14 protein-coding genes and 1 pseudogene are annotated in these 20,997 nt (G+C 71.9%); 5 read left to right on the plus strand and 10 right to left on the minus strand.

Translation table 11 applies throughout. The features are described 5' to 3' along the window. Positions 1-263: 263 nt before the first annotated feature. A complete protein-coding gene (locus RWE79_RS36670; RefSeq protein ID WP_475944697.1) occupies positions 264-1,232 on the minus strand; it encodes a M56 family metallopeptidase in 969 nt (322 codons plus the stop codon). A gap of 3 nt (positions 1,233-1,235) precedes the next feature. Continuing rightward, complete coding sequence (locus tag RWE79_RS36675; protein WP_475944699.1) at positions 1,236-1,640, minus strand: BlaI/MecI/CopY family transcriptional regulator; 405 nt, start codon at positions 1,638-1,640, stop codon at positions 1,236-1,238. Positions 1,641-2,142: 502 nt separating this feature from the next. Between RWE79_RS36675 and fusA the strand changes: the two genes are divergently transcribed. Further along, positions 2,143-4,269 carry an elongation factor G gene (gene fusA / locus RWE79_RS36680; RefSeq protein ID WP_475944701.1) on the plus strand — a complete coding sequence of 709 codons (2,127 nt, stop codon included), beginning with the start codon at positions 2,143-2,145 and terminating at the stop codon, positions 4,267-4,269. A 74-nt stretch (positions 4,270-4,343) separates the two neighbouring features. Here the strand turns inward: fusA and RWE79_RS36685 are convergent, their stop codons facing one another. The 5 genes from RWE79_RS36685 to RWE79_RS36705 form a co-directional block, all read right to left on the minus strand. Continuing rightward, on the minus strand, positions 4,344-5,630 hold the full coding sequence (locus tag RWE79_RS36685) for an ArgE/DapE family deacylase (protein ID WP_475944703.1): 1,287 nt from the start codon (positions 5,628-5,630) through the stop codon (positions 4,344-4,346). A gap of 139 nt (positions 5,631-5,769) precedes the next feature. Further along, positions 5,770-6,774: an aldose epimerase family protein gene (locus RWE79_RS36690; protein WP_475944705.1), complete on the minus strand. Its 1,005-nt coding sequence runs from the start codon at positions 6,772-6,774 to the stop codon at positions 5,770-5,772. An 83-nt stretch (positions 6,775-6,857) separates the two neighbouring features. After that, a complete protein-coding gene (locus RWE79_RS36695) occupies positions 6,858-7,631 on the minus strand; it encodes an ATP-binding cassette domain-containing protein (protein ID WP_475944707.1) in 774 nt (257 codons plus the stop codon). Further along, a complete protein-coding gene (locus tag RWE79_RS36700; protein ID WP_475944709.1) occupies positions 7,628-8,662 on the minus strand; it encodes an ABC transporter permease in 1,035 nt (344 codons plus the stop codon). The genes RWE79_RS36695 and RWE79_RS36700 overlap by 4 nt, the downstream gene beginning before the upstream one ends. Before the next feature lie 147 nt (positions 8,663-8,809). After that, positions 8,810-9,952: a substrate-binding domain-containing protein gene (locus tag RWE79_RS36705; protein WP_475944711.1), complete on the minus strand. Its 1,143-nt coding sequence runs from the start codon at positions 9,950-9,952 to the stop codon at positions 8,810-8,812. 149 nt (positions 9,953-10,101) lie between these two features. On the opposite strand from RWE79_RS36705, the gene RWE79_RS36710 reads away from it, so the two are divergent. Then, entirely contained in the window at positions 10,102-11,160 is a 1,059-nt protein-coding gene (locus RWE79_RS36710; RefSeq protein WP_475944713.1) for a LacI family DNA-binding transcriptional regulator, read from the plus strand. Then, positions 11,153-12,175 (plus strand): carbohydrate kinase family protein, encoded by a 1,023-nt coding sequence (locus RWE79_RS36715; protein WP_475944715.1) that lies wholly within the window; start codon positions 11,153-11,155, stop codon positions 12,173-12,175. Before RWE79_RS36710 ends, RWE79_RS36715 begins: the two co-directional genes overlap by 8 nt. Before the next feature lie 865 nt (positions 12,176-13,040). Here the strand turns inward: RWE79_RS36715 and RWE79_RS36720 are convergent. Continuing rightward, positions 13,041-13,391 (minus strand): PRC-barrel domain-containing protein, encoded by a 351-nt coding sequence (locus RWE79_RS36720; protein WP_475944717.1) that lies wholly within the window; start codon positions 13,389-13,391, stop codon positions 13,041-13,043. Between the two features lie 300 nt (positions 13,392-13,691). Here RWE79_RS36720 and RWE79_RS36725 point away from each other — a divergent pair, with 300 nt between their 5' ends. Continuing rightward, positions 13,692-14,714, plus strand: coding sequence for an SDR family oxidoreductase (locus RWE79_RS36725; protein ID WP_475944719.1), 1,023 nt, complete (start codon positions 13,692-13,694; stop codon positions 14,712-14,714). Positions 14,715-14,779: 65 nt separating this feature from the next. On the opposite strand, the gene RWE79_RS36730 is transcribed toward RWE79_RS36725, so the two are convergent. Together RWE79_RS36730 and RWE79_RS36735 are read right to left on the minus strand one after the other, a co-directional pair. Then, on the minus strand, positions 14,780-16,432 hold the full coding sequence (locus RWE79_RS36730) for an alpha-amylase family protein (RefSeq protein ID WP_475944721.1): 1,653 nt from the start codon (positions 16,430-16,432) through the stop codon (positions 14,780-14,782). Between the two features lie 176 nt (positions 16,433-16,608). Continuing rightward, positions 16,609-19,088 (minus strand): annotated as a pseudogene (locus tag RWE79_RS36735) (SpoIIE family protein phosphatase). A 170-nt stretch (positions 19,089-19,258) separates the two neighbouring features. On the opposite strand from RWE79_RS36735, the gene RWE79_RS36740 reads away from it, so the two are divergent. After that, positions 19,259-20,722, plus strand: coding sequence for a benzaldehyde dehydrogenase (locus RWE79_RS36740; RefSeq protein ID WP_475946343.1), 1,464 nt, complete (start codon positions 19,259-19,261; stop codon positions 20,720-20,722). The last annotated feature ends 275 nt before the right edge of the window (positions 20,723-20,997 follow it).

Here is a 20,997-nt window from a genome sequence, read left to right on the forward strand (position 1 = left end):
GCCGGTTGCCGCAGTCGTCAGGCAGGCGTTAGGGGCTGACAGCAGAACCTACTACATGATGTAGAAATTGAGGAATGATCCGGCGTGAGGGCCGACGAGGGGCAGCCTGGCCCAGGGATCTGTATGCCGCCCGTCACCTGAACGCTCACCCGCTGTCGGGCAGGAGAACGCGCGACGCCGGACCGGCCGGCGCCCGCGATCCGCCACCCGTGGGGCGGGTCGCGAAGTCCCGCCCGCCCCACGGCCCCCGGCCCGGCGGCGCGCTACTTCCGCGACTCGCCCTCGTGCGGCGGCGGCGGCCGGTGGGACCGGCCGTGCGCGACGGCGTGATGGCCGCCGTACCCGGCCAGCTCGAACAGTTCCTCGCTGTCATGGGCGGCCTCGGTCACGCTGGCGCAGCAGAGCAGCATCAACGCGGCGCACGCCACGGCCGGGGCGCGCCGCAGCGGGGCCGGCGGGGTGAGCAGCGCCCGCACCCGCTGCGGGACGGGGCCGCCGGTCGCCGCCAGGGCTTGCTTCGGTGCCCGGGTCGCGGCCAGCGCCGCGCGAGCCACGGCACGGGCCACCAGCGAACGGTCGGCCACCTCCGAGGCAGCCTCCTCGTCCGCCCACCGCTCCACCGCGTACTCGCCTGCCCGCGCCAGCGGACGCAGCAGCGGAAGCACCGCCGCCGTCAGGTCGAACGCGAGCAGGAACAGATGGTGCCGGTGCCGCAGATGAGCCCGCTCATGGGCGATCAGCGCACGCCGCTCGTCCGCCGACAACGCCTGGAGCATGCCGGAGGAGACCACCACCCGGCCCGGTGCCCCGGGCAGCGCGAACGCGGTCGGCACCGGATCGTCGATCACCGCGAGATCCGCTGCCGCCGGGAGTTCACGGCACTGGCGCCACGCGCTGACCAGCGTTCGCGTACGCTGCCACGCCGCGACCGCCAGATGTGTCGCGGACGCCAGCAGCAGCAGCCCGCACACCAGCGCCACCGGGCGACCGACCGGATCGTTGGCCGCCAGGACGCCGACCGACCACGGACCCTGGGACGCCACCAGCGGTATCTGACCCACCAGGGTGAACGCCAGCAGCGCCAGCGTCGTCGCCCACGCGCCCGCCGACACCACCGCGGCGCAGGCCAGCATCCACGCCGCGGCTCTGGGGTGCAGCCTTCGTCCCGCCCAGGGCGCCGCCACGCCGAACGAGGTGCTCAGCAGCAGCGGTATGTACACGTCGATCCGCACGCGTCAGGCCTCCGGCTGCCCGCGCAGCAGCCGTTCCAGTATCTGTTCGTCCTCGGCCGGCAGCTCCGATACGAAGCGGGCGAGCACCGCCGCCCGGTCGCCGCCCTTCTCCAGCAGGGCCCGCATCCCGGCCGCCGTGTGCCCGGCCTCGTCCCGCACAGGGGTGTACACATAGGCGCGGCCGGCCCGCTCGCGGGTCACCAGGCCCTTGTCGAGCAGGCGGGTGAGGATCGTCAGCACCGTGGTGTACGCCGGGTCGCCGTGCAGCCGGTCCCGGATCACGCCCGGCGCCACCGGCTCGCCGGCCGCCCAGAGCGTGGCCAGGACCTCGCTCTCCAGCTCACCGCGCGCCCGCCGGCCCGTATCCCCGTGCTCCGCGCCGCCCTGGTCCGTCACATCGCCGCTCACGTCCGTCGCTCCTCCCGCCCGCGCTTCTCACCACCGGGCACCAAATTACTACGAGATGTAGAGCACGGAGACGCCGGTGGCGACCGGGCCGCCGCCGACGGGAAAACCGGGTGCCCGGCGGGTTCGGGTTTCCCTACACTCGGCACACCATCGCGCGCCGCACCCACTTCGCGGCGCGCACCGTGACGAGTGAGGGGGCCGCGCCGTGCGTTACCGCACCGCTGTCGTTGTCCCCTCGTCGCGGTACGAGGTGATCCTGGTGTCCCGGAGGCTCCGGTGCCCGCTGCGCGGCCGGCACCGGACGCAACCCGTGACGAACAGCTGACCCCTTTCTGCTTTCCGCGCCCGAATGGTGACGTGAGCCGTGCGGCCACGTCCCGACGCGGCCGTACGGCACCGCACCGCACCATCAGGGGTTGGTCTCCGCAGGCCCGGCCACGGGCAGGCTCGTCCGGGATTCGCGCTCTCCCGAGACCGGAATCACCCCGAAAGGCCCTCGGCCGTGCGTACCGAACTGCACCCTGCCGCCACCCACCCGCTGACCCGCGTCCGCAACCTGGGCATCCTCGCCCATGTCGACGCCGGCAAGACCACCATCACCGAACGGATCCTGTATGCGACCGGCACGACCTACAAACGTGGCGAGGTCCATGACGGGACGACCGTCACCGACTTCGATCCCCAGGAACGCGACCGGGGGATCACCATCTTCGCCGCGGCGGTCAGCTGCGCCTGGGACGGTCACCGGATCAATGTGATCGACACCCCGGGCCACGTCGACTTCTCCGACGAGGTGGAGCGTTCGCTGCGGGTCCTCGACGGCGCGATCGCGGTGTTCGACGCGGTCGCGGGCGTCGAGCCGCAGAGCGAGTCGGTGTGGCGGCAGGCCGACCGGCACGCCGTGCCGCGCATCGCCTTCGTCAACAAACTGGACCGCGTCGGCGCCGACCTCGACACGGCGGTCGCCTCGATCCGGCGGCGGCTGCATCCGGCGCCGCTGGTGGTGCAGTTGCCGATCGGGGCGCAGGGTGAGTTCACCGGAGTGGTGGATCTGCTGCGCATGCGGTCGCTGGTGTGGGCCGACGGCTGCGACACACCCGTGGAGGGCCCGGTGCCCGACGCCCTGCGCGAGCAGGCGCTCCGGCGTCGCCGGCTGCTGGAGGAGGCGGTGGCAGAACTCCACCCGGTCGCGCTGGAGGAGTTCTGCGCGCACGCGGAGGTCTCCGCGGCAACCCTGGCCGGCGCACTGCGCGACCTGACCCGCACCGGCGAGGGTCTGGTCGTGCTGTGCGGTTCGGCCTACCGCAACCGCGGCATCGAACCGCTGCTGGACGCGATGGTGGCCTACCTGCCCTCGCCGCTGGACGCACCGCCGGTCCGAGGCGTCCAGGACGGCACGGTGCGGGAACGGCCCGCCGACCCGGCGGCGCCGCTGCTGGCGCTGGTGTTCAAGGTGAACGCGACCGCCACCGGCCGGCTGACGTATCTGCGGGTCTACGCCGGAACGATCAACAAGGGAGCGGAGGTGAGGGACGTGACCGGAGGGCGCACCGAGCGCATCGCCCGGATCCTGCGGGTCCAGGCCGACCGCCATGTGGAGGTGGACCGGGCGGTGGCCGGGGACATCGTCGCGGTGGCCGGACCCAAGGCCGCCCGCGCCGGGGCGACCCTGTGCGCTCCGCAGGCCCCGCTGGTCCTGGAGCCGCCCGCCGTCGCCGATCCGGTCGTCTCGGTCGCCGTCGAGGCCCGCCGGGGCACCGACATCGACCGCCTGGCCGCGGCGCTGGCACGGCTGGCCGAGGAGGATCCCTCGCTGACGGTCCGGACCGACCCCGAGACCGGCCAGCGGGTCCTGTCCGGCCTGGGCGAACTGCATCTGGAGGTGGCGGTGGAGAAGGTCCGCCGCGCCCACGGACTGGACGTCGCCGTCGGCCGGCCGAGGGTCGCCTACCGCGAGACGCTCGCCGGCGCCGTGCCGGGGCTGGTCTACCGGCACGTCAAACAGGACGGCGGCGCGGGCCAGTTCGCCCATGTCGTCCTCGACACCGAACCGCTGGAGGTCACGGCACCCACCGGGAACGCCGCCGGCACGGCGGACTTCGTGTTCCGGTCCGCCGTCGTGGGCGGGCGCGTACCGCAGGAGTACGTCCGGGCGGTCGAGGCCGGCTGCCGGGACGCCCTGGCCGAGGGGCCGTTGGGCGGTCACCCGGTGACCGGGCTGAAGGTCACCCTGACCGACGGGGCCACCCACCCCAAGGACTCCTCGGAACTGGCCTTCCGTACGGCCGGCCGGCTCGCCCTCCGCGAGGCACTGCGCTCCGGCGTGATGCTGCTCCTGGAACCGGTGGCCGAGGTCACCGTCACCGTGCCCGACGACGCGGTAGGCGCGGTACTCGGCGACCTGGCGGCCCGTCGCGGCCGGGTCTCGGGCTCGACCACCCGGGCGGGCACCGCGGTGGTCACCGCCACCGTGCCGCTGGCCGAACTCTTCGGCTACGCGACCCGGTTGCGCAGCCGCACCCAGGGCCGAGGCACCTTCACCACCCGGCCCACCGGCTACGCCCCGGCCCCGGGAACGGCGCCGGCAACGGCCCCGGCAACGGCGCCCCACGGGACGCCGCCCCGGTAGACCGCGAGTGGCCCCGCCCGCCCCCGGGGCGGGGCCACCCCGGCGTCAGCGGGCCCGCGTCGACCCGGTCGGTCCTAGCGGGTCCCGACGCTGCGCAGCACGGCCAGCACCAGGGCGCGGGTGACGTCGATGATCTCGGGCAGCGAGACCTGTTCCCGGGGGCTGTGCGCCAGGGCGACGTCCCCCGGGCCGAACTGCAGGGTCGGGATGCCGGCGCCCGCGTACAGCCGCAGGTCGCTGCCGTACGGCGCTCCGCGCTCGGGCGGGCGCGGGCCGCCGGTGGCGTCGGCGTGGGCGTCGCGCACCAGGTCACGCAGCGGATGCCCGGCCGGCAGGCGGCCGCTGGCGAACTGGCCGCCGGGCCATGTCACGGTGGCCGGGTGGGCACGCAGCCACGGGTCGGCGGCGCACGCGCCGGCGACGCAGGCCTCCAACTCGGCGCGGGCGTCCGCCGGGTCCTCGCCCAGGCGCACCCCGAGCCGGCCCTCGGCGGTCAGCAGATCGGGCACGCTGCTCGCCCAGTCGCCGGCGCGGACCGTGCCCACGGACAGCGAGTACGGGACGGGGTGTGCCGCCAGCAGCGGGTCGGGGTCGGTGTTGCGCCGGGTCTCCAGGTGGGCCAGGGCCCGGTGGACGGGCAGGTAGGCGTCGATGGCGCTGACGCCCGCGTCACGGGTGCTGGCGTGGGTGGCGAGTCCCGGGACGGTGATGCGGAAGGTCAGCGCTCCGGCGTTCGCCGTCACCACCGCGCCGCCGGTGGGCTCGGTGATCACGCACGCGTCACCGGTGTGGCCGCGGCGCAGGGTGCCGAACGCGCCCAGGCCGCCGTCCTCCTCGCCGACCACGAAGTGGGCCGCCACGCGCCCCCGCAGCCGCACCCCGCTGGTCCGTATCGCCCGCAGCGCCGCCAGGTTGGCGACGATCCCGGCCTTCATGTCGCAGGCGCCGCGTGCGTGCACCACGTTCCCGGCGCACCTGGGCACGAAGGGGTCGCCCTGCCACCGTGCCGGATCACCGGGCGGGACCACGTCGACGTGCCCCTGCAGTATCAGCGTCGGCCCGTCGCCGCCCCCGCCGTCGTCGTCGGGCGTGACGGCTGCCAGTCCCCAGGCCTCGTCCCGCGGCGCCTCGGTCCCGGGGAAGCCGGGCAGCCCGCGCAGCTCCGCCAGATCCATGGACCACAGATCGACGTTCATGCCGAGGCCGTCCAGGTGCCCGGCCAGCTGGTGCTGCAACTCGGACTCGGCCGCGCTCCCGGTCACACTGGGGACCCGGAGCAGGTCGAGGAGCATGCCCGCCGTCCCCGCCTCGTCGATCGCCGCCAGAGCCGCTGCCTCGTCGGCGCTCAACGCTGGGTTCATGGCTTCGTCGTACTCCTGCCGGACGGAGGTCGGGGGGCTGCCTGGATGCTACGGCCGGGACGAGACCGCGATCAATCGCCCCGCGTCACACGGCGGTCGGCCGGGACGCGGCGTGGGCGGGCGAGCGGGTTCTCCTGGTTCAGCCGGGCGGGGATGTGTAGCTGACGCCGAAGCGGAACCTGCGTTGCTGGCCGGGCTCGATGCGCAGGGCCGCTGCGAATTCGCCGCGGTTGAACGCGTCCGTGATGGCCTCGACGGGTTCGAGCGCGATGGAGTCGCGCCTGTCCCTGGCCAGTGTGTCGCCGGTGAAGACGTGCATGTATCCGCCGAACTGCCACACCCGCAGTTCACTGCCCGTCGCGGCGTCGCACAGCACGGTCTCGGTCCGGCCGTCGGGGCCGGGTCTCAGATCGGCGAAGCAGGCGTCCATGACGGTCCCGCCCAGCAGCCGTGGCTGCCGGAAGTCCATGGCCGGGCACTGGTCCAGGGGGAGGCGGCCACGCTCGTCGTCGAGCGGGATCAGCGAGTCGTCGGTCCGTATGACGGTGTCGGCCGGTATCCGCAGGGTCAGGTTGTCGATCGTGTTCGACAGCCGGAAGTACGGATGCCAGCCGGCCGCGTACGGAGCGGGTGTGGGACCCGTGTTCGTCGCCCGGATCTCGATGTCGATCCCGTCGGCCGTGACCAGGTAGGTGACCTGGAGGTCGATCGCGAACGGGTATCCGGGGTACGTGCCGGGCCTGATCCGCGTGGTGCGCAAGGTGAGTTGCGCGGACTCCGCCGTCGTCGTGGTGCCGGTGAGCTCGAAGGGCGCGCCGCGGACGAAGCCGTGGTAGATCGTACGGTCCCGGGGCCGGGCGGGCAGCAGGTCGTGGTCGTGGCCCCCGAACCGGTAGCGGCCGTCGGCGATCCGATTGGGGAACGGCGCCAACAGGCCGTTACGCACTCCGTCCTCGGCGAGCAGTTCGGCCTCGTCGCGGTAGCCGTCGGTCAGTTCCCTGCGTTGTCCGTGCCGGCTCACCTGCCAGTTGAGCAAGGTCGCACCGCGCAGCGCCACCACGACACGCGTCGAGTCGTCCGGCGCCGAGACGACGACGGTGCGCTCGGCGCCGAGCCGGTCCTCGGTGATGCGGTACTGGGTCAACGTCGGGCTCCTCGTGGCGGTTCGTACGGTTGGCCGACGGCGGGCGCTGCGGGCGCTGCGGGCGCTGCGGGGTGGGGCGGGGGTCAGCCGGGCTCGGGGGCGAGCTTCTTGGCGCCGGTCATGATGGCCACCGCGTCCTCCATCGAGTGGGTCCGCGGGGTGATGACCCCCACGCTGCTGCCGAGGCGCTGGATGTGGATCCGGTCGGCGACCTCGAAGACGTTGGGCATGTTGTGGCTGATCAGGATGACGCCCAGCCCCTGGTCGCGCAGATCCCGGACCAGTTTGAGTACCTGCCCGGTCTCGCGGACCCCGAGGGCCGCGGTCGGCTCGTCGAGGATGACGACCCGGCCGCCGAACGCGCCCGCGCGGGCCACCGCCACGGCCTGGCGCTGGCCGCCGGACAGCGTCTCGACGGCCTGGTTGATGTTCTGCAGCGTGCTGATGCCGAGCCGCTTGATGTGTTCCTCGGCCTGTCGTTTCATCTCGCCCGTGTCGAGCATCCGCAGCACCGAGCCCAGGGGGCCCTTGCGGCGGATCTCCCTGGCGAGGAAGAGGTTGCTGGCGATGTCCAGGGCGGGGGCCACCGCGAGTGTCTGGTAGACGGTCTCGATGCCGGCGTCGCGGGCGTCCTGTGGTCGTTTGAAGTGGACCTCGGTGCCGTCGACGAGGATGCTGCCCTGGTCCGGGATCATGGCTCCGGAGAGGCATTTGATGAGGGTGGACTTGCCGGCGCCGTTGTCACCTATGACGGCGAGGACCTCGCCGGGGTGGAGGGTGAGGTCGACGTTGCTGAGGCCGACGACCCTGCCGAAGAGTTTGACCAGGCCCTTGGCCTCGAGCACGGGTGCGGTCATGACTTCACGCTCCGGATCCACTGGTCGACAGAGACAGCGGCGATCACCAGGATGCCGACTGCGAGCACTTGGTAGTTGGGGTCGAACCCGGCCAGGGCCAGGCCGTTGACGAAGACCTGGACGATGAACGCGCCGATCAGCGAGCCGAGAACCACACCGCGTCCGCCGAACAGGCTGGTGCCGCCGATGACGACCGCCGTGATGGACTGCAGGTTGGCGTTCAGGCCACTGTTGGGGTCACCGCCACCGACGCGGCCCACCAGGATCCAGGCGCCGACCGCGATGGCGAGGCCGGCCACCATGTAGGCGCTGAGCAGCACCCGGTTGACCGAGATGCCGGCCAGGCGCGCGGCCTCGACGTCGTCGCCCACGGCGTAGAGGTGCCGGCCCCACGCGGTGTACCGCAGCGCGAAACCGATCACCGCGAACAGCGCGATCATCAGCAGGACGCCCGTGGTCAGGTGAAGCGAGCCGATGGAGACGGTGTTCGCGCTCCACAGCAGGAAGGAACCCGGTGACAGGGTCACGGTCTGGCCCTTGGCGTAGACCAGGGTGGCCGCGGTGAAGATGCTCAGGGTGCCGAGCGTGACGATGAACGGCGGCAGTTTGATCCGGGTGACCAGAAGCCCGTTCACGGCCTGGGCCGCGACAGCGATGACGGCCCCGATCAGCAGCGCCAGGACACCGGGCACGCCGTGGTCGGCGACGAGTTTCGACATCACCAGCGAGGAGAGCACCAGGACCGCGCCGATGGACAGGTCGATGCCGGCGGTGAGGATGACCAGCGTCTGGCCGGCCGCGAGCGCGCCGACGACGGCGACCTGCTGGGCGATGAGGGAGAGATTCTCCAGGTGGTAGAAGCGGCTGTTGAGCAGCCCGAACACCAGCCCGGCGAGCACCAGCACGATCGCGGGGCTGAGTGCCGGCTGGCGGTGCAGCACCGTATGGATGCGCTGGTTGAGCGTGGCGGGTCGGTTGAGGAGCTCCACCGCCGATGCCGGTGCGGGTTCCTTGTCCACGTGGGTGGTCACAGGGGTCCTTCCAGTTGCGACCTGTCGGCCCGAGGTGTGCTGGTTGAGGGGCGTGCGCGGCTGACGCGCACGACGTGGCGCAGGCGCGCCGGCGGGCAGGCCCGTGCCCGCCGGCGCACCTGGTCCGGAGCGTTGTGTCAGCGGGGGTCAGCTGCCCCAGCAGGTCGCCCCGGCGTCGCTCGGTGACTGGATGGTGACGCCGTCCTGCGCCTTGGTGGCGACCAGGCCGGTGCCGGTGTCGAAGAAGGTCTTGCCGTCGGTGACGGTCGGCTTCTCCCCACCGCGGGCCAGCTTCGCGATGGAGCTGACGCCCAGGGCGGCCATCTTGCCGGGGTACTGCACGGCGTCTGCGGCGAACACACCGCTGGTCACGAGCTTCAGGCCGGAGCAGCTGCCGTCGATCGCGTAGATCTTGGCCTGCTTCTCCTTGCCCGCTGCCTTGAGCGCGTTGTACGCGCCCTGGCCGGCCGGTTCGTTGATCGCGTAGACCACGTTGATGTCGGGGTTGGCCGACAGGCAGTTCTCCATCGCGGTGCGCCCGCCGTCGACGGCGCCCTGGGTGGGCTGGTGGCAGGCGATCGTGTACGTGCCGCCGGAGTACTTGCCCTTCTTTGCTTCCTTGCCGTTCTCGGTGGTGCTGCCCGGGTCGATGCCCATTCCCTGCAGGAATCCGTGGTCACGGTTGATGTCCACCGAGACGACCTGGTTGTTGAACAGGTCGAGCATGGCGATGACGGCCGGCTTGCCGTTGAGCGCGGCTGCGGCGTACTTGCCGTCGAGCTTGCCGGCGGCGGTGTTGTCGGTGGCGTAGGTGATGTCCGCGACACTGGCCGGGTTGGTGGCGGTGTCCAGGGCGATCACGAACAGCCCGGCCTGCTTGGCCTGCTTCAGCGCCGCGTTCACCGCGTCACCGTTGGTGGTGATCAGGATGCCCTTGTCGCCGCGCGAGATCGCGTTGTCGATCGCGGTGATCTGGGTCTGCGTGTCGCCGTCCTTGGTGCCCGCCGCCACCGTGAGCTTGACGTTGTCCTTGGTGGCCGCGGTCTCGGCGTCCTTCTTCATGCTGACGAAGTACGGGTTGGTGAGTGTCTTGAGGATCAGGGAGACACCGACCTCCTTGCCGCTGCCGCCGGACGCGGAACTGTCCGAGGAGCCCGAGCTGCCGTTCGACGAACCGCAGGCCGCGAGCGCGGCCGAGAGACAGACGACAGCGCCGACCGCAGCTGCGCGAGTACGTCGACTCTGACGGCCCGACGACGCAGCGACACTGCTGCCAATTGGCATGTTCATGTATAGCCCTTTCGGAACCGTCCCCGCGGGGGGAGAGTTGAGACAACGTTGCCTCGACGCGATACTGCGCTGTGTGGGAGAGTGCGTCAAGACACTGGTCGACGTGTACACGCAACAAGTCGGTAACGCGGATTCTCGGAGAGACAACGATGCCTCAGGGGGAACAATCACCCGTGGAACGCAACAGCCGTCCCACGATGCGAGACGTGGCGGCACTGGCCGGGGTGGCCATCAAGACCGTCTCGCGGGTCGTCAACGGGGTCACCACCGTCGACCCCGTGCTGGCCGGCCGGGTCAACGAGGCCGCCGCCAAGCTGGGCTACCGGCCGAACCTGACCGCCAGTAACCTGCGGCGCAGCGACGGCCGGACAGCCACCATCGGGATGCTCGTCGAGGACGCGGCGAACCCCTTCTCGGCCGCGCTGACCCGCACCGTCGAGGACGCCGCACGCGAGCGCGGCGTCCTGGTACTGATCGGCAGCCTGGACGAGGACCCGGCCCGCGAACGCGAGCTGGTCGGCGCGCTCATCGACCGCCGCGTGGACGGGCTGGTGATCGTGCCGGCCGGCCGTGACCACAGTTACCTGATCAAGGAGCGGCACGCGGGTACCTGCCTGGTCTTCCTCGACCGCGAACCGCAGCTCCTCGACGCCGACGCGGTGGTGTCGGACAACCGGCAGGGCGCGATCAACGCCGTCGATCACCTGCTGGAGGCCGGCCACCGGCGCATCGCCTACCTCGGCGACCGGGCTTCGATCTCCACCGCGGTGCAGCGCCACGCCGGATACCGGCACGCCCTGGAACTCGCGCACCTGCCGGTCGACGAGGAACTCGTCCGGCACCAGGCGAGCACCGTGGAAGCGGCCATCGAGGCCACCGAACAGCTGCTGGCGCTCCCCGATCCGCCCACCGCGCTGTTCACCAGCCAGAACCTGGTCACCATCGGCGCCAGCCGCGCGCTGCGCACGCTCGGACTGCACGAGACGGTGGCGCTGGTGGGATTCGACGACTTCCCCCTCGCCGACATGCTCCAGCCCGGCGTTTCCGTCATCGCCCAGGACATCGAGGCCCTGGGCAAGCTCGCCGCCGAGATCCTGTTCCGCAGGCTGGACGGCGACCAGTCGCCGGCCAGGACGTTCACCGTGCCGACCCGCCTGATCGTGCGGGGCTCGGGCGAGATCAGTATCGGAGAATCCCGTCATGACTGAACCCATCCCGCAGACGGACCCGTTCGTGGTCACCGTGATCGGGGAAGCCCTCATCGACCTGGTCCCGCACGGCGACCCCGGTGACTTCCGGGCCCAACCCGGCGGCAGCCCGTTCAACGTCGCCATCGGTCTGGCCCGGCTGGGACACCGCACGTCACTGATGGCGCGACTCGCGGACAACGCCTTCGGCCGGATCCTGCGCGACCACGCCGCGGCCGAGGGGATCGATCTGACCTGCGCCCCGCGGGCGACCGAGCCGACCACCCTGGCGGTCGTCTCCATGGACGCCGACGCGCGGGCCAGTTACGACTTCTACTTCAACGGCACCGCGGACTGGCAGTGGACCGCCTCCGAGGCGGCCCTCGTCCCCGAGGACACCGCCGTACTCCACTTCGGCTCGGTCGCCTCCTGGACATCGCCGGGGGCCGACCACATCCACGCCGCCGTGAGCGAGGCGCGGCAGCGCGGCCGTACCCTCATCAGTTACGACCCCAACGTCCGGCCCGTGCTGCTGCAGGACCCGGCGCGCGCCCGCGAGGCCGTCGAACGCAGTGTCCGCGCCGCACACATCGTCAAGGCCAGTCGCGAGGACGTCGAGTGGCTCTACCCCGACGTCGGCATCGAGGAGATCAGCGCCCGCTGGCTGGAACTCGGTGCCGTCCTCGTGGTCATCACCGACGGCGCCGAGGGTGCGCACGTGTTCCCAGCGGGTGCGGCGGCGATGAGCCGCCCCGGCCGCAAGGTCGCGGTGGCCGACACCGTAGGAGCCGGGGACGCCTTCACCGCGGGGCTGCTCGGCGCGCTGGTGCGGCACGGCCTGCACACCCCCGCGGGCATCGCGGACTCCTCGCCCACCGTGCTCGCCGCCGTCATCGACGACGCGATCCTGGTCTCCGCGCTCACCTGCGAACGCGTCGGCGCCGACCCGCCCGTCGCACTCACCCGGCCGGACGTGCACGCCCGCGCACCACTCACCGGGACAGACCTGCGCTTCAGGGATCAGTCGCCGGGCTGACCGGGACGTGAGCCGGGGCACGCCGGGCACGCGCCTGCCGGCTGCACCCCACCGGGGCCTCCGGCCGACGACGTGCGTGGCCGCCCTGCGGCTGCTCAAGGCAGCTTGGCGGCGACCGCCCTGACGAATTCCGGGGCGACGCTTTCCTGCCAGAATTCCCGGTTGTTCTCGTCCGGTTTCTGTCCCTCGAAGCGGCCGTCCAATCCTTGTGGAGGACAGCCCTTGGATGGCGACCCCGTTCTTGAGATGCCCAAAGGCCGATGCTGGTGTTCCGGCTGCACCTTCGCGATTCTGGAGGTGCCGGCCACGCGGACCGTGACGCTCCGGTTCGTACTCGGGAGACAACCGGACCTGGTACTCCCACAAGGCGTTGGGAGAAGCGGAAGTCGGCCAAGGGGAGTTCGGCGCGCGGGCTCTGGGTGCGGCTGACGGGGCCGCCCCGGTCGAGTTCCAGTAGGCGGGACCGAAGACGATGATGTTGGTGCACCAGACCTGCGGCGCGGCCATGAGCACCCCCGTCCTTCACCCCGGCGTGGACGAGTTGGTGCACCAGGATTCCCAGCGCCGCCAGGTCACTGATGGCGATGACCGCCACAAGTGACAGGGACAGGATGCGGAAAGCCCTGGTCTGCCGGGTCAGCCGCTCGGGGTTGATCGCGATCAGGGGAATCAGCAACAGCACTTCGAGGGCCGGCAGTACGTAGCGCGGGGCGATCAGCAGCTGCTCCGGCAGCGCGAGGCAGAGGGTGATCGCGGCGACACGCGGATGGTCCCTCGGGCCAGGACGGTCAGGCGGCCGGGCACAGCGCGTGGCCGGCACCGGTGGGACCCCGGTGTCGGCCACAGCGCTTGTACGGAGCGTGGGTCAGGCGTGGGGCGTCCCGTAGTAGCCGCCGACCTGCTCGTGGTAGCCGGCGTCGCCGGCGTGCTTGTCCTTGTCGAACTCGGGGGAGTTCTTGATCTCGTCCTTGGTGCGGTCGACGTAGATCCGCTGCTCGGCGACGTCGATGGAGGAGATCGTACCGACGGGCAGCAGCACATGCTTGCCGAAGATCCACACACCGGTGTCGACGACTATGTGGGCGGCACCGACGTCATCGGAGTGCTTGTCGACCTTGCCGATGCTGCCGTCGATCGCCTCGACCTTGAATCCGGTCAGGTCCGTCCCCGCCTGGTGACCCGACGCTGCCTGGTAATCCCACACGCTGTCAGTCATGAAAACCCTTCCTTTGCGGTGCACGAATATCGAGAAAACCGGCCCGCGCAATTCCGCGGGTGTCTCCCATCGGATCGCGTACCCATCATTTCCCGATGCACACTGTCTGTTCTCGCATTACGAGAACAACGACCGTGACCCGATCTGCGGGCTCGTCTTCCCGGCCCGGAGAACATCATGCGTCCGAGGAGAAACGGAATACCGCCGGAATTCACCGCGTGGACCGCGGGGGCAGCGTGGACCGGCCGGTCGGGGGTAGACGCGCGGGAAGGCACGCAACTACCGCAGGAGGCAGGGGAGATGGCCCGTCAGTACGCAGAAACCGGGGTCCGCACGGTCGTCGTCACGGGTGCGACGGGTGGCATCGGCCGGGCGGTGGTCCGCGCGTTCGCCGCCCGTGGGGATCGGGTGGCACTGCTCGCGCGCGGTGAGGAAGGTCTGGCAGCCGCCCGGCAGGAGGTGCTCGACCTGGGGGCGGAGGCCTTCGCGGTGGCGGTGGACATGGCGGACCCGCAGGCCGTGGCGGCCGCGGCCGAACAGGTGGAGAAGGAGCTCGGCCCGGTCGACGTGTGGGTGAACGACGCCTTCACCTCCGTCTTCGCCCCGTTCATGGAGATCAAGCCGGACGAGTTCCGGCGCGTCACCGAGGTCACCTACCTCGGATACGTCTACGCCACCCGGGCCGCCCTGGAGCGGATGCTGCCCCGGGGACGGGGCACGATCGTGCAGGTGGGCTCGGCGCTCGCCTACCGTGGCATCCCGTTGCAGAGCGCCTACAGCGGGGCCAAGCACGCCATCCAGGGGTGGCACGAGGCGTTGCGCTGCGAGCTGCTGCACTCCGGTACGGATGTGCGGGTGACGATGGTGCAGTTGCCCGCGGTGAACACTCCGCAGTTCGACTGGGCGCTGTCACGGCTGCCGCGCCGGGCGCAGCCCGTCCCGCCGATCTACCAGCCGGAGGTGGCGGCCCGCGCCGTGCTGTACGCGGCGGATCACCCGGACCGTCGCGAGTACTGGGTGGGCGGCAGTACGGCCGCGACACTGCTCGCCAACGCCGTCGTACCGGGCCTGCTGGACCGGTATCTGGCCCGGACCGGCTACGCCTCGCAGCAGGACAAGGAGGCGCAGCCCGCCGACAGCCCGTCGAATCTCTGGAACCCGGTGGACGCGGCGGTGGACGAGGGGGCGCACGGGCGCTTCGACGGGCGGTCGAGCTCGCGCAGTTACCAGTTGTGGGCGTCGCAGCACCACGGCGTGCTGGCCGCGCTGGCACTGGGCGCGGTCGGCGGCTCGCTCGTGGCCGCGCGAGTCATGCGGCGTTGAACAGGGCCGCGCGAGTCATGCGGCGTTGAACAGGGCGGCGTTGCACAGGCGTTGCCGGACAGGGGTCATCCCACCTGCCGGTTCAACCGGATCCACCGGAACCCGTAGCCGCCCAGGCGCAGCCCGCGCAGCTCGGGTTCCGGTTCTTCGTATGACTGGTCGCCGAAGACCTCACCGAAATCGGGCCCGGTGCCGGGCTGGCGGCCGAGGTCCAGGATGACCTCGTGGTCGGCCAGGTTGTGCAGGAAGAGCACCGCGCCGGCGGGGGAGTCGGCGCGGTGCGCGAGCACCGAGGTGGGCAGCGGCACATCGAGGACGTCGCAGCCGCCCTCGCCCACCTCGGGGCATTCGCGCAGCATGCGGATCGCCCGTTCCAGGAAGGTCAGCAGGGAGTCGGGGTCGCGGCGCTGGTCGGTGACGTTGACGTGCTTGTAGCCGTACGGGCCGCGACGGATGAGCTGGGCCGCGTTGCCGAGTTTCGGGGCGGTGCTGAAGCCGCCACCGCGGTGCGCGGACCACTGCATCGGGGTGCGGAGGGCCTCGCGGCCGGGCAGGTCGAGGTCGTCGCCCATGCCGATCTCCTCCCCGTAGCGCAGTACGGGAGTCCCGCGCAGCGCGAGCATCAGGGCGTACGCGAGCCGCAGGCGCCGGGGGTCGCCGTCGAGCATCGGGGCCAGCCGGCGCCGGATGCCGCGTCCGTAGAGCCGCATCTCCGGCTCGGGGCCGAAGACGGCGAAGACGTCCCCGCGCTCTTCGTCCGTGAGCCGGCTGAGGTCCGCCTCGTCGTGCATCCGCAGAAAGGTCGCCCACTGGGCGGACCGGGGTATCGGCGGGGAGCCGCGCAGCACCTCGGCGACGGGTGCGGCCTCGCCCCGGGCCAGGGCGAGCAGGAACTGCCCGTTGAGCTCGAAGTCGAACATCAGGTGCACCCGGTCGCCCGAGCCACCGGAGTCGCCGAAGAACTCCGGCAGCCGCGCGGGCTCCACATTGGCCTCGGCCAGGATCACCGCGTCCCCGCGGATCCAGGACAGGTGCTCCCGCAGTTCGGTCAGGAAGCCCCAGTCCTCCGGCAGGTCCGGCTCGTCGGGACGGGTCAGCTCGATCACGAAGGGCGCGGCGTCCATGCGGAAGCCGGAGACGCCCAGTTGTGCCCAGAAGCCGACGATCCGCTTGATCTCCTCGCGGACCGCCGGGTTGGCGATGTTCAGGTCCGGCTCGCAGTCGTAGAAGCGGTGGTAGTACCAGGCCCCCGCCTCCTTCGACCAGGTCCAGGTCTCGTCCTGCTCACCCGGGAAGACCATGCCCTGGCGGCGGTCGGCGGGCTCGTCCTGGGACCAGATGTACCAGTCCCGGTAGGGGGATTGCGGGTCGCTGACCGCGGAACGGAACCAGGGGTGCTGGTCCGAGGTGTGGTTGACGACCAGATCCATGATCACGCGGATGCCCCGGTCGGCGGCCAGTCGCAGCAGGTCGGCGAAGTCGCCGAGGCTGCCCAGCCGCGGGTGGATCCCGTAGTGGTCGCAGACGTCGTAACCGCCGTCGCGCATCGGCGAGGGGTGGATCGGGTTGAGCCACAGGCAGGTGGCACCCAGTCGGCTGACATGGTCCAGTCGGCCGGCGAGCCCGCGCAGGTCTCCGATGCCGTCACCGTCGGAGTCCTGGAAGGCGTCGACATCGACGCAGTAGACCACCGCCCGCTTGTACCAGTGCTCGCTCATGTCGCTCCCCGGGCGTTGGGTACGGTCGGTTGACCGTCTACCCGGACGGGCCGGAAGGACGCACCGCGCGCACGGCCCGGATGCGTTCCCGCTTCCCGGACGGCCGCGCGCCGCCGTGGTCCGTCAAAGCGGTGGCCGGACTCTCCTGTGCGGAGGGGCGACGTGGCCGGCGCCCGTCAGACGGCGGGCAGCGCCTGTTCGGCCCAGATCGTCTTTCCGGTGTACGTCTGGCGGGTACCCCAGCCCTGGGTGAGCTGGGCCACCAGGAGCAGTCCGCGGCCTCCTTCGTCGAAGGTGCGGGCCCGGCGCAGATGGGGGGCGGTGCTGCTGGCGTCGGAGACCTCGCAGATGAGGTTGCGGTCGTGGATCAGCCGGAGCTGGATGGGCACGCTGCCGTAGCGGATGGCGTTGGTGACCAGTTCGCTGACCACCAGCTCGGTGACGAAGGCGGCCTCGTCCAGGCCCCAGGCGGTCAGTTGCCGGCAGGCGTTCTTACGGGTCTCGGCGACAGCGGCGGGGTCGGGTGGCACGTCCCAGGACGCGACATGGGCCGCGTCCAGCGCGCGGGTACGCGCTATCAGCAGCGCCACGTCGTCGGCGGGTCGGTCCGGGAGAAGCGCCTGGAGCACGGTGTCGCAGGTGGTCTCCAAGGAGGGAACCGACCGGCCCAGCGCCTGACGGAGCACGGCGAGGCCCGCGTCGATGTCGCGGCCACGGGTTTCGACGAGACCGTCGGTGTACAGCGCGAGAAGGCTGCCCTCGGGCAGCTCCATCTCGGTGGCCTCGAAGGGCAGGCCGCCCAGCCCCAGGGGCGGGCCCGCGGGGATGTCGAGGAACTCCACGGCGCCGTCCGGGGTCACCAGCGCGGGTACGGGGTGGCCCGCGCGGGCCACCGTGCAGCGACGGGAGACGGGGTCGTAGACGGCGTACAGGCAGGTGGTGCCGATGCCGCCGGCGGTGTCGGACGCGGGGTCGGCCTCGCCGGACAGATGGATGACGAGGTCGTCCAGGTGGGTCAGCAGTTCATCGGGCGGGAGGTCGACATCGGCGAGGGTACGTACGGCGCTGCGCAGCCGGCCCATGGTCGCCGAGGCCTGGACGCCGTGTCCGACGACGTCGCCGACGACGAGGGCGACCCGCGCGCCGGACAGCGGGATCACGTCGAACCAGTCGCCGCCGATGCCGGCCCGCGCGTTGGCCGGCAAGTAGCGGGAGGCGACCTCGACGGCGGCCTGCCGTGCCAGGCGTTGGGGCAGCAGACTGCGCTGCAGGGTCAGGGCGGTGCGGCGTTCGCGGGTGTAGCGGCGGGCGTTGTCGATGCACACGGCGGCCCTGGCGGTGATCTCCTCACCCAGGAGCAGGTCGTCCTGCTCGAAGGGCTCCGGGTGCCGGTGGCGGGAGAACGTGGCCACGCCGAGGGTGATGCCGCGGGCGCGCATCGGCACGGCCAGCACCGAGTGAAAGCCGTACCGTCGCATCCGCTCGGCCCGGTCCGGGGTCTGGACCGCCACCCGGGCCAGCGCGGGGGCGCTCATGTTCTCGATCAGCGGCCGTCCGGAGGCCAGACACCTCGCCGCAGTCGAGTCGTCCGGATAGGCGGCCACCGTTCCGTACGGCACCACGACCTCCGGGCAGCCCTCCAGGACGGACTGGTAGGCCACCCGGCGCAGCCGGACGGGGCTGGGCGGCGAGCCGGCGCGGGGGTCGTCGCCGCCTTCGATGGCGGGGAGCAGGTCGACGGTGACGAAGTCCGCGAGCTGCGGGATGGCCACGTCGGCGAGTTCCTGCGCGGTGCGGGCGAGGTCCAGGGTGCTGCCGATGCGCAGGCTGGCTTCGTTGAGCAGGGCCAGCCGGCCCCGGGCCAGGTGCTCCTCGGTCACGTCGTACGCGGAAAGGAGTACGCCCCGCACCGCCCCCTCGGTGTCGCGCACCGGGACGAGCGATACGGCCCAGATGCTCTCGCGCTCATGGCCCGCCAGATGCAGGCCCTGCTGCAGATGCTGCTGTTCGCCGGTCTCCAGCGCCCGCCGCATGCACTCTTCCGTCCACTCGCTCTGCGGGTCGGCCACGATCTCCGACACGCGCAGCCCCCGCATCGCCTCCTCGGACAGGCCGATCACCCGTTCCATGTCCGCGTTCGCCCGCCGCAGCCGCAGGTCCGTGCCGTACAGCGCCATCGTGGACGGGGACTGGGCGAACGCACACATCACCAGTGCGTCGTCCTGGGAGGGCGACGGGGGGCGGGGCACGGGGGACATCAGCAACCAGTCGCCCTGGCCGCCGCCCTCCCCGCCGCCCTCCCCGTCGTCCTCGCTGTCCGGCTCCCGGCGGTGGGCCAGCAGGTTCACGGTGAGGCGGTGGCCGTCCCGGTGGAGAAGCGTCGCGGTCCCGTTCCACCGTGGCAGTGTCCGGAGGGAACGCAGTGTCCCGGGGGCCGGCTCTTCGGCGAGCAGCGGCTCGCGGCCCGGCCGAGGACGTCCGCGGGCCGGTATCCGAGCAGTCTGCGCGCTCCCTCGCTCCAACCGGTGACGATGCCGCGCTGGTCCACGGTGGCTCTGGCCGTGGCGGTGGCTGTGGCCGTGGCCGTGGTTGCCTGCGCGACGGCATCCTCCGACCACGTCGCCCGGTCGTCCCCGGCGGCTTCAGATCGCGTCATCGTGCACATCCGCCCTCGCCTCGGTCTCTCCACCATGGGCCGCCGCCCGGCCAAGAGCAACCGATGACCGACATCACGCGACATACATACCGAAAAAGGTATGAGGGAAAAAGGCAGTGGACACACTGATCGGCGAGCGAATCGGCTGCCCGGAGATGGAGGGCCGCACCATGACTGTCACCCGCGACGGGACGTGGCCCGACGCGGCCCCATGGGCCGGGCGGATCTACAGCGGCGGCTGGCGGCGGTCCGAGGGCGGGACCCGGCCGGTGTACGAACCGGCCACCGGAGAGCCACTGGCGGAGGTGGGGGTGGCGGGGCCCGCCGATGTCGCCCGGGCCGGGGCACTGGCCGCCCGGGCACAGCCCTCCTGGGCCGAGGCGCCGCCCCAGGAGCGCGCCGAGGTCCTGCTCCGCGCCGCCCGGGCACTGCGCGACCACAGCGGGGCCGTCCGCGAGTGGATCGTCAGGGAGTCCGGAGGCGTCCCCGCGAAGGGCGACTACGAGATCGCGGCAGGGCTCAGCCAGCTCGCGCAGGCCGTCGGGCTGGCGTCACTGCCCCGGGGCGAGATCCTGAGCCCGACGGGACCCGGGCAGGCCAGCCACGCATGGCGGGTACCGCTGGGGGTGGTCGCCGTCATCAACCCCTGGAACGCACCGCTGCTGTTCGCCATGCGGGCCCTGGCGCCGGCCCTCGTACTCGGCAACGCCGTCCTGCTCAAGCCCGATCCCCGTACTCCGGTGTCCGGCGGTGTCGTCGTGGCGCGGCTCTTCGAGGACGCGGGACTCCCCGAGGGGCTGCTGCACGTTCTGCCCGGAGGTGCCGGGACCGGCCGGGCCGTCGTGGCCGATCCGCACGTCGCCATGGTCGCGTTCACCGGTTCCACCGACGCCGGGCGGGCGGTCGCCCGTGCCGGCGGCGAGGGGCTCAAGCGGGTGGCCCTGGAACTGGGCGGCAAGAACTCGATCGTCGTACTCGACGACGCGGACGTCGACGCGGCCGCGGCGGCCGGGGCGATGAGCTCCTTCGGCTATCAGGGGCAGGCCTGCGTCGCCGCCGGACGTCATCTGGTGCACGCCGACCTGGTGGAGCCGTACACCGAAGCCCTGGTCGGGCAGGCCGGGGCGCTGCGGGTCGGTGACCCCCGCGAGGAGGGTGTGGCCCTCGGCCCCGTCATCGACGAGCGCCAGGCCGCGAGGATCGAGCGCATCGTGGACGAGAGCGTGGCCGCCGGAGCACGGGTGCTGGCCGGCGGGCGCCGCGACGGGCTGTTCTACCCGCCCACCGTCCTGGACCGCGTCGAGCGGACCATGCCCGCCTTCACCGAGGAGATCTTCGGGCCGGTGGCCCCCGTCGTCCCGTTCCGCACCGACGCGGAGGCCGTCGAGATGGCCAACGACACCGAGTACGGTCTGGTGGCGGCCGTGCACTCCCGTTCCGTAGGGCGGGCCACCGCCCTCGCCCGGCAGTTGCGCACCGGCATGGTGCACCTCAACGACGTGTCCGCCAAGGACGCCGCGAACGCGCCCTTCGGCGGAATGGGGGCGTCGGGCAACGGCTCCCGTATCGGCGGCACAGCCAACCTGGAGCAGTTCACCCAGTGGCGCTGGATGACGACGGCGGATACGGCCTGATCCCCGCCGGTGCCACCACCGGTGGCCCTCGTCAGGCGTGCGGGCCCCGGCCGCTCCCGAGGGGCCCCAACACCCCTGAGGATCACGCGCGGTGAGCGGGGAAGGCGGGCCGATGCCCGGTGACCGTGATGACGAGGGTGACGGTGACGAGCGCGAGGGTTCCCCACGCCGGCGACGGGGCTCCGACCCCGCCGGGCAGCAGCCCGCCCAGGATTCCGCGACCTCGGAACGAAGCGGCGTCAGCGCCGTGGCGAGGGCTCGACCTTGACATTAGT

The organism is Streptomyces sp. RLA131 (assembly GCF_056270125.1).